This is a genomic window from Bilophila wadsworthia ATCC 49260 (assembly GCF_000701705.1).
GTDB classification, from domain to species: Bacteria; Desulfobacterota; Desulfovibrionia; order Desulfovibrionales; family Desulfovibrionaceae; genus Bilophila; species Bilophila wadsworthia.
Genome location: NZ_JNJP01000044.1, coordinates 1 through 13,579, shown reverse-complemented (window position 1 = coordinate 13,579; position 13,579 = coordinate 1). Strand labels below are relative to the sequence as shown.

11 protein-coding genes are annotated in these 13,579 nt (G+C 60.6%); 3 read left to right on the top strand and 8 right to left on the bottom strand.

Going from position 1 to position 13,579, the window contains the following annotated elements:
- Positions 1–3: 3 nt before the first annotated feature.
- From T370_RS0114050 to T370_RS0114015, 8 genes are all read right to left on the bottom strand, one after another.
- Positions 4–423: a MarR family winged helix-turn-helix transcriptional regulator gene (locus tag T370_RS0114050; protein ID WP_029436077.1), complete on the bottom strand. Its 420-nt coding sequence runs from the start codon at positions 421–423 to the stop codon at positions 4–6.
- A 282-nt stretch (positions 424–705) separates the two neighbouring features.
- The gene (locus T370_RS0114045; RefSeq protein ID WP_029436076.1) at positions 706–1,578 is read right to left on the bottom strand and encodes a DMT family transporter; all 873 of its coding nucleotides are present in this window, start codon (positions 1,576–1,578) and stop codon (positions 706–708) included.
- Positions 1,575–2,399 carry an AraC family transcriptional regulator gene (locus T370_RS0114040; protein WP_029436075.1) on the bottom strand — a complete coding sequence of 275 codons (825 nt, stop codon included), beginning with the start codon at positions 2,397–2,399 and terminating at the stop codon, positions 1,575–1,577. The genes T370_RS0114045 and T370_RS0114040 overlap by 4 nt, the downstream gene beginning before the upstream one ends.
- A gap of 347 nt (positions 2,400–2,746) precedes the next feature.
- Positions 2,747–3,847, bottom strand: a complete 1,101-nt coding sequence (locus T370_RS0114035; protein WP_029436074.1) for an ABC transporter ATP-binding protein — start codon at positions 3,845–3,847, stop codon at positions 2,747–2,749.
- A 21-nt stretch (positions 3,848–3,868) separates the two neighbouring features.
- Positions 3,869–4,714, bottom strand: a complete 846-nt coding sequence (ugpE, locus tag T370_RS0114030) for a sn-glycerol-3-phosphate ABC transporter permease UgpE (RefSeq protein WP_005024883.1) — start codon at positions 4,712–4,714, stop codon at positions 3,869–3,871.
- Positions 4,715–4,729: 15 nt separating this feature from the next.
- Positions 4,730–5,623, bottom strand: coding sequence for a sn-glycerol-3-phosphate ABC transporter permease UgpA (gene ugpA, locus T370_RS0114025; protein WP_051643850.1), 894 nt, complete (start codon positions 5,621–5,623; stop codon positions 4,730–4,732).
- Positions 5,624–5,740: 117 nt separating this feature from the next.
- Positions 5,741–7,060 (bottom strand): sn-glycerol-3-phosphate ABC transporter substrate-binding protein UgpB, encoded by a 1,320-nt coding sequence (gene ugpB / locus T370_RS0114020; RefSeq protein WP_029436072.1) that lies wholly within the window; start codon positions 7,058–7,060, stop codon positions 5,741–5,743.
- A gap of 173 nt (positions 7,061–7,233) precedes the next feature.
- Positions 7,234–8,079 (bottom strand): glycerophosphodiester phosphodiesterase, encoded by an 846-nt coding sequence (locus T370_RS0114015; RefSeq protein WP_005024889.1) that lies wholly within the window; start codon positions 8,077–8,079, stop codon positions 7,234–7,236.
- A 291-nt stretch (positions 8,080–8,370) separates the two neighbouring features.
- Here T370_RS0114015 and glpK point away from each other — a divergent pair, with 291 nt between their 5' ends.
- The 3 genes from glpK (at position 8,371) to ldhH (ending at position 13,188) form a co-directional block, all read left to right on the top strand.
- Positions 8,371–9,861, top strand: coding sequence for a glycerol kinase GlpK (gene glpK / locus T370_RS0114010; RefSeq protein ID WP_029436071.1), 1,491 nt, complete (start codon positions 8,371–8,373; stop codon positions 9,859–9,861).
- A 532-nt stretch (positions 9,862–10,393) separates the two neighbouring features.
- Positions 10,394–10,981 carry a LutC/YkgG family protein gene (locus tag T370_RS0114000; protein WP_005024892.1) on the top strand — a complete coding sequence of 196 codons (588 nt, stop codon included), beginning with the start codon at positions 10,394–10,396 and terminating at the stop codon, positions 10,979–10,981.
- A 50-nt stretch (positions 10,982–11,031) separates the two neighbouring features.
- Entirely contained in the window at positions 11,032–13,188 is a 2,157-nt protein-coding gene (ldhH, locus tag T370_RS0113995) for an L-lactate dehydrogenase (quinone) large subunit LdhH (RefSeq protein WP_005024894.1), read from the top strand.
- Positions 13,189–13,579: the final 391 nt, after the last annotated feature.

The following is a 13,579-nucleotide window of genomic DNA, read 5'->3' as shown; positions in this document are numbered from 1 at the left end:
CCCCTAGCCGTTCACACACTTGTCCAGAAGCCGATCCAGAAGAGCCGTTTCTTCTTCGCTGAGCCGATCAGTGATCAGCCGCTGCAGGCCGTTGGAAATCGCTTCAAAAGCCGGTTCCAGTGCGCGCCCCTTGTCCGTCAGGCGTACCAGCACCCCCCGGGAATCCTCCGGATCCGGTATGCGCAGCACATAACCGTTCCGCTCCAGTTTTTCCACCAGTGCCGTCACGGTGGACTTGGTCCGGTGTACCTGCTTGGCAAGCTCGCTCATGTTGCAGGCTTCGCAGGCCAGAAGCCGCACCAGAATGTCGCCGTGGCTGGGGGCGATGTCGCTGAGCCCGACCTTTTCGAGTTCCGCAAGGATGAAGCGGTTGCCCGATTCGCGGAGGCGGCTGGCATGGGAGAAAATAGCGCTGTACTTCATGGAGAGACTTTTAGTTCGATATCGAATCATTGTCAAGGGCCGGAGAAGGCGGCACGGCTAAAAGCGGCTTATTTTTTTCCTGCCTATACAATATGGATCAATAATTCCAATAAATTGGTTGTAATAAAATGTGTTTCTCCCTTCGGAACATCATAAAGCCGCTTTTTCCTATAGGAAAAAGCGGCTTTATGATGTGATGAGGAAAATTGTCTGAAAAGGAAGAGTATTAGGTGAAGGAGGGGCCGTTTTTCCAAGAAAAATTCCCTCTTTCTTCCACGTCTTCTATCGTTGTGAAACGATCAGCCCTGTAAGGGTGAGGGCCGTTCCGACAATGGCGAGGGGCATGATCGTCTCGTGAAGGATGATCACCGAAGACACGACCGTCACCACAGGGACGAGGTAGATGTACACGGTGGTCTTGACTGCGCCGAGAATCCTGACCGCCCAGTTCCACGTAACGAAGCAGAGGGCGGACGCGCCGAATCCGAGGTAGAGGAGGTTCAGCGTATTGACCGGGGACGCGAAGCGTTCGAGCCCGAGGCGGCAGTCAAAGATGAACAGCGCGGGAAGCATGAACAGCAGGCCGTAGAAGAACACCTTGCGCGTGCAGAACACCATATTCATGCGGAACGCGCCGATTTTCTTCATGAGGATGGAGTAACAGGCCCAGACCACCGCCGCCAGCGTGGCGAGGATGTCCCCGACGGGGTTGAGCTTGAGGACGAAGTTGCCGTTCAAACCGATGAGGATAATACCCGTCAGCGCGGCGGCGAACCCGACGAAAAAGCGTTTCCGCAGCGGCTCGCCGTCCAGCAGCCAATTCGCCAGAAATGCGGTGAAGAACGGTGCGATCGAAATGATGACCCCCACGTTGGACGCGAACGTATAGGTCAGCGCGATGTTTTCCAGCAGGAAATAGAGCGTTACCCCGCACAGCCCCGCCGCCGCGAAGAGCAGCTCCTGCCGCAGCGTGCCGTATGTGCCCTTGCGCGGATAGATGGCCCACAGCGAGAGGTAGCCGAGGGTGAACCGGAAAAACAGGATTTCAATGGGAGTGAACGCCTCAAGGAGTACCTTTGTCGAAACGAAGGTCGTGCCCCAGATGATGATGGTCATGAGGGTCAGCACATGGCCGAGTGCGGTTTCGTTTTTCATGCTTGCCTGCCGCCGAAGATTTCCGCGTATTGCCGGGGCGTGACCCCGATGAGCCGCTTGAAGAAGCGGGAAAAGTGGCTCTGATCCGCAAAGCCCGTCTGGAGCGCCACCTCGATCATCGGCACGTTCCGCTCAAGCAGTTTCCGTGCTTTGGCGATGCGGATGGTTTCGAGATACCGGTACGGCGAGATGCCCTTCTGCTTGGTGAACGAGCGCAGGAGGTAATACTTGCTCAGCCCCGCGACCTCTCCGAGCTGATCCAGCGAAACCGGCTCGCCCGAGTGCTCCTCAAGGTAGGCGCATACGGCCCCGATGTCGGATTCGTCCTTGTACGCATCGGGCAGGGGCGTTTCTCCGGCGTTATCGCGCAGAAGCTGCCCCAGAAGCATCAGAAAGATTTCTTCCTTCCGGAACTCCTTGTCTTCCTGAACGATCATGGCGTGCAGGTCGCGCAGCGAACACGCCAGTTCGCTCTGGCTCAGGATGCGCTCCCGGAACCGCGGCAGGATGGCCTGCCCCGTGATTTCCCGCATGGCCGCGCGCATGACGTCGGGCAGCACGCCGATGCCCCGGTAGCTGAACGGTTTTCCGTCATAGGAGCGGCAGCCGTGCGGCTCGTGGGGGTTGAGGGTGAACAGGTCGCCTTCGGTGGTGATGTATTTCTGTCCGCCGCAAGTCAGTTCCCGCGCGCCCTTCTCGATGAACCCGATCAGGTAGTAGTCGTGGAAATGATCAGGGAAGGGCTCCAGCACGTTCTGGAGCCAGTAGGCTTCGATGGCGAGTTCCGCGTCGTAGTGTATGGTTCGTGTTTCTTTGATCATGGGCCTATGCTACTCGTCCCTGCCTTTGTGTCTTGCATGATATTGCGGTTTGGGAGGAGAAGGGAACCGGTGGGGAGTTCTGTGCCTGCGTCATTTTAGACAAAACAACAGCCAGCACTTTTTTTCAGATAACCTGCCAAGAAAAAATCCAATCTCTTAAAGATAGCAAGGAAAACAAGACAAGCAAATAAAGAAAAAACATACCGCCTTCTCCGTGCACAGGGAAAGACGGCATGAGGGATTCGATAAAGTCGAAAGTCTTGGGAGGGAGAGAGGAGGGGGGTGGGGAGGGGAGGGGGGACCTTTCTCCAGAAAGGTCCCCCCTCCCCTCCCCAATCTTTTCTCTTCTACAAACAGCGCAAACCGCTGGCGGGATCGAAGACGTGGCCGTGGCCGGCGCGGACGGAAAGGCGGATGGCGTCGCCGGGCGCGGGGCGGCGCGTGCCGGGAAGACGCACGATGATGGCGCTCTGATCGGAAACGCCGCCGCCCGCTTTCCCTGCGATGGGATGGCAGTAGGCCAGCGTGTCCGGGCCGAGCGCTTCGATGATGTCCACGGTGACCTGCACGGAACCTTCGGGATCGAGCAGCAGGTCTTCGCAGCGCAGGCCGACGAGCACGTCCTTGGAGGGCGCTGCGGCAAGCCGGATGTCGGAGGCGGCGACGCCGGAAAGCGGCGTGCCGTCGGGCAGGATCAGCTTCTCACCGTCCGTGGTCGCGGGGATCATGTTCATGGACGGGGAGCCCATGAACTGGGCAACGAATACGGAGGCCGGATGCAGGTAGATGTCGTCCGGCGTGCCGTACTGTTCGATGTTCCCGGCGCGGAGCACGAGGATTTTCTCGGCGAGGGTCATGGCCTCCACCTGATCGTGCGTCACGTAGATGCTGGTGGTCGCCAGACGCTGGTGCAGACGGCGCAGCTCGATGCGCATCTGGTTGCGGAGGTTGGCGTCGAGGTTGGAAAGCGGTTCGTCGAAGAGGAACACGCTGGGCTCGCGCACGATGGCCCGGCCCATGGCCACACGCTGGCGCTGGCCGCCGGAAAGCTGTTTGGGCATACGGTCGAGCAGTCCGTCGAGCCCGAGGAGCTTGGCGGCGTCCTCGGCGCGGCGCTTGCGCTCGTCCGCCGGGATGCCGCGCACCTTGAGCCCGTAGGTGATGTTGTCGAACACGTTCATGTGCGGGTAGAGGGCGTAGTTCTGGAACACCATCGCAATGTTGCGATCCTTGGGTTCCTTGCTGGTGACGTCCTCGTCGCCGATGAAGATGCTGCCGCCGGTGACTTCCTCAAGCCCGGCGATGCAGCGCAGGGCCGTGGATTTGCCGCAGCCGGAAGGCCCGACCATGACCATGAAGGAGCCGTCCGGGACTTCGACGTTGATGCCCTTCAGTACCTTATTTTTATTGAAAGTCTTTTCTACGTTCTTGAGCTGGACGCGTGCCATGCTGGTATCCTTTTGGCGGGCTTATTTTTCGGTTTCCACGAGGCCACGGACGAAAAGCTTCTGCATGCCGAGCACCACCAGCAGGGGGGGCAGCATACCCAGAAGCGCAACGGCCATGATGAGGTTCCACTCCGGCACGGCGTCGGGGATGTTCACCATGCGCTGGATGCCCATGACGATGGTGTACATGCTTTCCTGGTTGGTGACGAGCAGGGGCCAGAGGTACTGGTTCCAGCCGTAGATGAACAGCACCACGAACAGCGCGGCGGTGTTCGTGCGGGAAAGGGGCAGCACTACGTCCACAAAGAAACGCCACGGCCCGGCCCCGTCGATGCGCGCGGCCTCAAGCAGTTCCGCCGGGATGGTCATGAACATCTGGCGGTACAGGAAGGTCGCCGTCGCCGAGGCGATGAGCGGCAGGACAAGGCCGAGGTAGCTGTCGATGAAATTGAGGTTCGCCGCCACTTGGAACGTGGGCACGATGCGGACTTCAACCGGCATCATCAGCGTGATGAAGATGAGCACGAAGCACAGCTCGCGGCCGGGGAAACGGAAATAGACGATGGCGTAGGCCGCCGTGATGGAAATGGCGATTTTCCCGATGGCGATGCCGAGGGCCATGACGAGGCTGTTGGCCATCATCACCCACACGGGGATGCCGCCCGCCGCCTTGAGGCCCTGCGTGAGGACGGTGGTGAAGTTCTTGAGGAACTCGCCGCCGAACCACAACGGCGTGGAGCCGATGAGCACGTCGAACGTGTGGGTCGTGGCGACCAGCGCTATATAAAGGGGAAAGAGCACAATGGCGATGCCGAACCAGAGGAAGGCGTGCCCGATGGCTTTTCCCAGTCCTTTCTTTTCTACCATACTGCGTTCCTTGACCTAATAGGTCACCTTGCGTTCCACGTAACGGAACTGGAGGAAGGTCAGGACCATGACGATGAGCATCAGCACCACGGACTGGGCCGAGGAGCCGCCGAAGTCGAGCCCGATGAAGCCGTCGTTGAAAACCTTGTAGATGAGGGTTTCCGTGGCCTTTGAGGGGCCGCCCTGTGTGACGGCATGGACGATGCCGAAGGTTTCGAACAGCGTATAGATCGTGTTCACCACAAGCAGGAAGAAGCTTGTGGGCGACAGAAGCGGGAAAATGATCGTGCGGAACCGCCGCCACGGGGACGCGCCGTCGATGGCCGCGGCCTCGATGAGCGAGCGGGGGATGGCGTGCAGCCCGGCGAGGAAGAACAGGAAGTTATACGAGATCTGTTTCCATGAGGCCGAAACGATCAGCAGGAAAAGGGCCTGATTGCCGTTGATTTTGTGGTTCCACGTATACCCGAAGTGGTGGAGCAGCTCGGTGAGCACGCCTCCGGAAGGGTTGAACAGGAACAGCCAGAGCACGCCCGCGAGCGGCGGCGCGACGGCGTAGGGGATGATGAGCATGGATTTGTACAGCGTGCCGCCCCAGTTCACCTGATCGGCGAGGACCGCGAACAGCAGGGCGGTCCCCATCGTGAGGACGATGGTGGCGAGGCTGAACACGAGCGTCAAGCGCAGCGTTTCCAGATAGCTCGGATCGGAAAACAGCGTGATGAAGTTGTCCAATCCTATGAATTCTTTGGAAAGACCGAAAGAGTCTTCCATGTAGAACGACCCCATGAGCGCTTCACCGGCGGGGTAGAAGAAAAACACCACCGTGATGGCGAGCTGGGGCAGCAGGAAGAGGAGGGGAAGAAGCAGGTGTTTCTTGCCCCTGAACGCGTAACGTCCATCCTGCATAGCGGCTCCTTGTGCGGGTTGGGGGCGTCCCTTGCGGCGGAAAGGCCGCGAAAGACGCCCCGGAGGAAACGGGGGGAGGCCCGGCGGGCCCCCTCCCTTTGTGCTGCGGATCAGCGTTTACTTCTTGTTGGCCTTGGCGAAACGCGCCAGTTCGGCGTTGCCGCGTTCCACAGCGGCGTCGAGCGCCTGCTTGGCGGTCTTCTTGCCGGCCCAGACGGCTTCGAGCTCTTCGTCGATGATGTTGCGGATCTGGACGAAGTTGCCGAGGCGCAGGCCCAGCGAGTTGATGGTGGGCTTCTTGTCGGAAAGGGCCTTCACGGCGATGTCGGTGCCGGGGTTCTTGTCGTAGAAGCCCTGCTGCTTGGTCAGCTCGTAGCCTTCCAGGGTGACGGGCACGTAGCCGGTGAGCTGGTGGAAGCGGGCCTGCACTTCAGGCTTGAGGAGGTAGTTCAGGAACGCGGCGGCGCCCTTTTCGGCGTCCTTGGAGTGTCCGGCCATGGCCCAGATGGCTGCGCCGCCGATCACGGTGTTCTGGGGAGCGCCCTTCACGTCGGGCCAGTAGGGGAGCAGCGCCACGCCCCACTGGAACTTGGCACCGGCCTTCACGGCGGCGTAGGAGCCGGAGGAGTTCATGAGGATGCCGGCTTCGCCGGAGGTGAACGCGTTGATGGCTTCGGACTTGCGGCCCACGTAGACCATCACGCCGTCCTTCTGGAGCTTGGACAGGAAGTCGATGTGCTTGACGTGCAGGGGGCTGTTGAACAGGAGCTTCGTGTCGAGGCCGTCGTAGCCGTTGTTGTTGGTGGCGAAGGGGACGTTGTGCCACGCGGAGAAGCTTTCAAGCTGCACCCAGGACTGCCAGCCGGAGGTGAGGCCGTACTTGCACGCGCCGGATTCCTTGATTTTCTTGGCGAGTTCGGCCACTTCGGGCCACGTCGTGGGGAAATGGTCCGGGTCGCCGCCGGCCTTCTTCACGGCGTCCTTGTTGTAGTAGAGGACGGTGGTGGAGGCGTTGAAGGGCATGGCGATGAGCTTGCCGTCCGTGGAGGAGTAGTAGCTGGCCACGGAGCCGAGGAGCTTGGAGGTGTCCACCGGGGTGCCGGCGGCTTCCATGATTTCATACACGGGGCGGATGGCGCCCTTGGCGGCCATCATGCTGGCGGTGCCCACTTCAAAAATCTGGATCAGGTTGGGGTGCTGTTTGGCGCGGAAGGCGGCGATGGCGGCGGTCATGGCTTCGTCATAGTTGCCCTTGTAGACGCCCTTGACTTCGTACTTGTCCTGAGACGCGTTGAATTCCTTGATCATCTCGTCGGTGATTTCACCGAGTTCGCCACCCATGCCGTGCCAGAAGGTAATGGTGGTTTTGGCCTGGACAGGTGCGGCCAGCAGCATCAGACACATGGCCAGCAGGGCCATCAGACGGAAGGAACGCATGTGCTCTCCTGCATTGGCGGACGGAAACCGTCCGGTTGTATCCTCTCCGGGGCCAGTCCCCGGAACGTCCGCCGGGGCGCGCCCGGCAAGATGGGTATCACTCCCCGGTATGGGAAGTCTGAAAAGGGAGGAAAAACCTTCTCCAGAAAGTCTCTCCTCCCTCCTTCAGTGCGTCATTCTCCGAGCGCCTTGCGGCAGGCGGCGGGAAAATCGGTAATGATGCCGGTCGCGCCTTCGGCAACGAGGCGTTTGGCTTCGCTCATGTCGTTGACGGTCCACACATTGACGGCGAATCCGGCATCGCGCAGCGCGGCAAGGTCGCCGGGCGCGAGGATACGCTGATCCGGGTGGTAGGCGTTGACCTGGAGCCGGCGGCACAGGGCTGCCGGATCTCTGGGGCGTATGTGCTCGACCAGCGCGCCGGTGGCCATTTCGGGGCACAGGACGCGGCATTCTTCCAGATAACGGTGCTGGAACGAGGAAATGATGACTTGTTCCACCATATCGAGGCGGCGGATGAGGTCTAACACGTCCTTTGTTACGGTTTCGTGACCGATGAGGTGTGAATGGTTCTTGATCTCGACGTTGACGTACCAGCCGTTGTCCTTGGTGAAGGCAAGGGCCTCCTCAAGGGTGGGGACGGTCAGGCCGTCAAAGCTTTTCAGCGTGTCGGCGTCGATCTCCCCGGCGGCGACGCGGCCGAACTGATCGCGCCCGGCGTACCATGATCCGGCGTCGAGGCTCTTGATCTCGTCCAGCGTGAAATCGCATACGCGATAGGAGGGGCGGCCGGGGAAGGCCGTTTCCACGTCGGTGGTACGGACGAGGGTGTCGTCGTGCATCACCACCAGTTTGCCGTCTTTGGTATAGTTGGCGTCGAGTTCCCAGAGATCGGCCTGAACGGCATAGCCGAGGGCGGCCGCCGTAAGCGTGTTTTCCGGGGCATGTCCGCGCGCGCCGCGATGGGCGACGACCAGCGGGACGGGGGGGCAGGTATGGAAGTCAATGTATTTCTGCATGAAAAACGACCTGAAAAGGTTCTGGAATCACGAAGTTCGAAAGTGAAAACGGAAAAGGCCTCTGCCAGAATGAGAAATCTGAAGGCAAAATACCCTGAAAGCAGAAAGTTGTCGAGATTTCCAGCGTCCCGTTGCCGTTTCATAAGGGAACATGTTCTGTTGCAATGGCGTATTGAGGGGCGTTTTCTGCTTCGGGAACGCGCCGGCTCTTGGAAAATCTCTTTATCATGCCGCCGGAAGATTGTATCTTCCACGTATCAACTTTCGAAATCGAACGTGCAAGGAGTCCCTATGAGCCGTTATATTCTTGCCCTCGACCAGGGTACGACCAGTTCACGCGCCATCCTGTTCGACCGCTCCGGCAACATCATTCAGATGGCCCAGCAGGAATTCACGCAGCACTATCCTCAGCCCGGCTGGGTGGAGCACAACCCCAACGAACTTTTTGACAGCCAGGCGGTGGTTGCGGCCAAGTGCCTTCGGCAGGCGGGGATTACGGGCTCTGAAGTCGCGGCGGTGGGCATCGCCAACCAGCGCGAGACCACCGTCGTCTGGAACCGCAGGACCGGCGCGCCCGTGTACAACGCCATCGTCTGGCAGGACCGGCGTACTGCGGGCTTCTGTGACAGCCTGCGCGAACAGGGGAAGGCCGGCCTGTTCGCGGAAAAGACGGGGCTCGTGCTCGACGCCTATTTTTCCGGCACGAAAGTCCGCTGGGTTCTTGAGAACGTGCCCGGCGCGCGCGAACAGGCCGAGGCGGGCGATCTGCTGTTCGGGACCGTGGATTCGTGGCTCATCTGGAATTTCACCAAGGGCGCGGTCCACGCGACCGATCCCTCCAACGCCAGCCGTACCCTGATGTTCAATATCCACACCGGGGACTGGGACGACGAACTGCTTGAGCTGCTTTCCGTGCCGCGTTCCATGCTGCCGAAGGTGGTCCCCTCATCCGGGATCATGGGGCACATGCATCCAGAATTCCTTGGCCACAGCCTTCCTCTGGCGGGCGACGCCGGGGATCAGCAGGCCGCGACCTACGGCAATGCCTGTATGCTTCCGGGCATGGCGAAGAACACCTACGGGACCGGGTGCTTCCTTCTCATGAACACCGGGACTGAAGCCCGGCGCAGCGAGAACAACCTGCTCACCACGGTGGGCTGGAACTGCGGCTACGGGCTGCGCTACGCCCTTGAGGGCAGCGTGTTCATCGCCGGGGCGGTGGTGCAGTGGCTGCGCGACGGTCTCCAGATCATCAGCGACGCCGCCGAGATTGAGCCCCTTGCCTCCACGGTGCGGGACAACGGCGGCGTGTTTTTCGTGCCCGCCTTTGCCGGGCTTGGCGCGCCCTACTGGGATCAGTACGCCCGCGGGGCCATCGTGGGCCTGACGCGCGGCGTGACCCGGGGGCATATCGCCCGTGCCGCCATTGAGGCCATCGCGCTCCAGACCTTGGATATCATGGATTGCATGAAGAAGGACTCGGGGCTGCCGCTTTCCACGCTCCGGGTGGACGGTGGGGCCAGCCGGAACAACATGCTTATGCAGTGTCAGGCCAACGTGCTCGGCGTGCCTGTCGAACGCCCCATGATCACCGAGACCACGGCTCTCGGCGCGGCCTATCTCGCCGGGCTTGCCGTCGGCTTCTGGGACAGCGAGGAAGAGGTGTCCACCCTGTGGAAGCTGGATCGCCGCTTCGAGCCCGCCATGGACGAGGAGCGCCGCGCCGAGCTGCTCCACAACTGGCATCGCGCCGTAGGCCGCGCCGCGAACTGGATTGAATAGGGGGTAGGGGGGGAGAGAACCGGGGGAGGGCGCTTTTTATAAAAAGAGCCCTCCCCCGGACCCTCACCCGCAAAAATTCCGGCTGGTGGGGAGGCTGCGCGGCGGGAGTTCGTTCCGGCGGAAAATGGGGTGCCTCCCGTGGGTACTTTCCCAATGTGTTCTTTTTTGTAAGAAATCCTTTTTTATTCGAAGAGGTCGTCTCCCCGTAGGGCTTGTATTCAATGTCTTTTTTCTTTTATGCTTATCGGTTGAAGGGAAATTTCAATGAACCCCCGCGTCCTCGAACAGGGATTCGATAAGGACAAAAATCTTTGGGGAGGAGGGGCGGGGATTGGGGAGGGGAAGAGGCCCCTTCCTTCAGAAAGGGGCCTCTTCCCCTCCCCGAATTTCGCCTCTGGAAAAAAGAACAAGAAGGCGGGGGGTTGCCTAATCGCAAAAAAATAAACATACTATCAAGAAACACTTCTTGTAGCGGGACCGTTTCCGGATTCGGAGACGGGGGGTCCGCATCACTTGCAACCAGGAAAAAACAATGGAACAGACTCCTGCTGAACTCTGGAAACAACGGTCCATAGCCATTGCGGCTACGGTAAAGGAAGTCGCGTCGGTGGACGAGGCTTTGCAGTACGCCCTCGAACTGTGTCAGGCCGCCGAGCCTCATGAGCAGCTCATGGGCGCCGAGCCGGAACGCAAAGGCAATATCCTCGCAGCGCCCGGCCTGCCCGCTGAACAGGCCGAGATCCTCCGCAAGGGATGCGAAGAGAAGGGCCTCGTTTTCGTTGAAGGGGGCCTGCGGGAATACGCCGGCGGCATGGAAGTCGGCGTTGCGTGGGCCGCGTGCGGCCTCGCCGATACGGGGACCTGTGTGGTTGAGAGCACCAACGAAGACATCCGGCTGGCGACCATGCTTCCGGAAACAAGCGTGCTGCTCATCCGCCGCTCGACCATCCTGCCCGGCAATGAAAACGGCGCGGAGGTGCTCCAGAAGTTCTTCGGCAAGGCCGAACCCGAATTTCTGGCTTTCATCAGCGGGCCGAGCCGTACCGCCGACATCGAGCGTGTGCTGACGCTGGGCGTTCATGGCCCGTTGTATCTGCACGCCGTGCTCATCAACGACTAGTTTTCGTACGGGAAGCCGCTTCCCAGTCGATTTACCATAAGGATTGCCATATGAAAGAACCCGCACGCGATATAAAAAACTACCGTACCGACCTGTCCGCCGCGCTGGAGGATACGTTCCAGCGCCGCGCCTTGGACAAGTTCGCGGTGGATTACCGGGCCAGCCGTGAGCGCATCTACTCCGGTCTGAACGACCGCGAGCTGATCGCCGAAGTCGCCGCCCGTAAGGACGAATCGGTCAGGCACCTCGACGAGCTGTTCGTACAGTTCAAGGAAGAGGCCGAAAAGCGCGGGGTGCAGGTGCATCTTGCCAGAGATGCCGCCGACGCCAACCGCATCATCGCCAAGATCGCGGAAGAAAACGGCTGTAAGATGGTCGTGAAGTCCAAATCCATGACCGTCGAGGAAATCCAGACCAATACGGCCCTTGAAGCCAAGGGCATGGAAGTGGTGGAAACCGACCTTGCGGAATGGATCATCCAGCTTCGCCATGAAGGGCCTTCCCACATGGTCATGCCCGCTATCCACCTGTCCCGCACGCAGGTTGCCGATACCTTCACCAAGGAAACCGGCAAGCACCAGACCGAAGACATCACCAGCCTCGTGCGCGTGGCCCGCCGCGAGCTGCGCCGCAAGTTCGCCGAAGCCGACATGGGCATTTCCGGCATGAACTTCGCCGTGGCCGAATCCGGCGCTATCGGCCTCGTGACCAACGAAGGCAACGCCCGCATGGTCACCACGTTGCCCCGCGTGCATGTCGCGGTGGGCGGCATCGACAAGCTGATCCCCTCGTTCGACGACGCGATGGCGACCCTCCGCGTGTTGCCCCGTAACGCCACGGGCCAGCATCTGACCTCCTACGTCACGTGGATCGCCGGCGGCGTGCCCACGGCTTCCGCGCCCGACGGCAAGAAGAGTATGCACGTGGTGTTCGTGGACAATGGCCGTAAAGCCGTGCTCAACGATCCCATCCTGTCGCAGGCCCTGCGCTGCGTGCGCTGCGGCGCATGCGCCAACGTGTGCCCCGTGTACCGTCTCGTGGGCGGGCACCGCATGGGCTACATCTACATCGGGGCCATCGGCCTCATCCTGACCTATCTGTTCCACGGCAAGGACCGCGCCAAGGCGCTCGTCCAGAACTGCGTGAACTGCCAGGCCTGCAAGAGCGTCTGCGCGGCGGGTATCGACCTGCCCGGCCTGATTGAGGAAATCCGTATGCGGTACATTGAGCAGGACGGCAACAGCCTGCCCATGAACCTGCTGGCGTCCACCCTCAAGAACCGCAAGGCGTTCCATACGCTTTTGAAGTTCGCCAAGTACGCCCAGAAGCCGCTCACCGGCGGCGAGCAGTTCATCCGCCATCTGCCTTCCATGTTCGCCAAGGACAACGAATTCCGCGCCCTGCCCGCCATCGCCGACAAGGCGTTCCGCGACCGCTGGGAAAAGCTGGATCGCCCGGTTTCCGCGAACCCCTCGCTGCGTGTGGCCATCTTTGCGGGCTGTGTACAGGACTTCGTGTATCCCGAGCAGCTTGAAGCGGCCGTAAAGCTCATGCAGGGCCACAACATCCGTGTGGACTTCCCGATGGATCAGTCCTGCTGCGGCCTGCCCGTGGTGATGATGGGCCAGCGCGAAACCGCCCGCGACGTGGCGCTCCAGAATATGGACGCCTTCGAGAAGGGCGATTACGATGTCATCCTGACCCTTTGCGCCTCCTGCGCCTCGCAGCTCAAGGAAGGCTATGTGGAACTGTTCGCCGGGCAGCCCGGCCGTCAGGCCCGCGCAAAGGCGCTTGCGGACAAGGTTATGGACTTCAGCACGTTCGCCAAGGAAAAGCTCGGACTGAGCGCCGAAAGCTTCAACCACAGCGACGAAAAGGTAACCTATCACGCCTCTTGTCACCTTTGCCGTGGCCTTGGCGTGAAGGAAGCCCCGCGTGAACTCATCGCCGCTGCCGCCGACTATGTTCCGGCTGCCGAAGAGGAAGTGTGCTGCGGTTTCGGCGGCACGTACTCCGCCAAGTTCCCCGAAGTGTCCGCCGCGCTGCTTCGCAAGAAGCTGGACGGCATCGCGGATACCGGCGCGGCCCGTGTGGTCATGGACTGCCCCGGCTGCGTGCTTCAGATCCGCGGCGGCGCGGAGAAGGACGGCAAGGGCCTCAAGGTGACGCACATCTCCGAGCTGCTGGCTGAGAATCTGAAGAAGTAAATGCCTCCCGGCGGGCTTGGGGGGCATGATGCCCCCCAGACCCCCTCGAAGCGAAAAGAAGCGGTTCCGTCTCCGGCTGAAGCCGAAAACGGAACCGCTTCTTTTCGCTCCAAGTCCGTCAGGAGTACCCTTTTCGAAGTGAGCGGCGTTGCTGAGGGTGTCCTAGGGCAGGCCATGATGGACTTGCTCTCCTATTTGTTTTGAAAGTGTGTTGTTAACGCTGTTCCTCTTTGAAAAAATTATTCTTCTGATGGCGATCTGCGCCGGAAAAGCTGTGAACAGGGATTCGATAAACACAAATCCTTGACGTGATCCCCCGGCTAAGCCGGGGGGCTCCTGCAGTTTGACAATTCCCTAAAACAGCAAACCTCCTTGTCCGAACCGCTCAAGG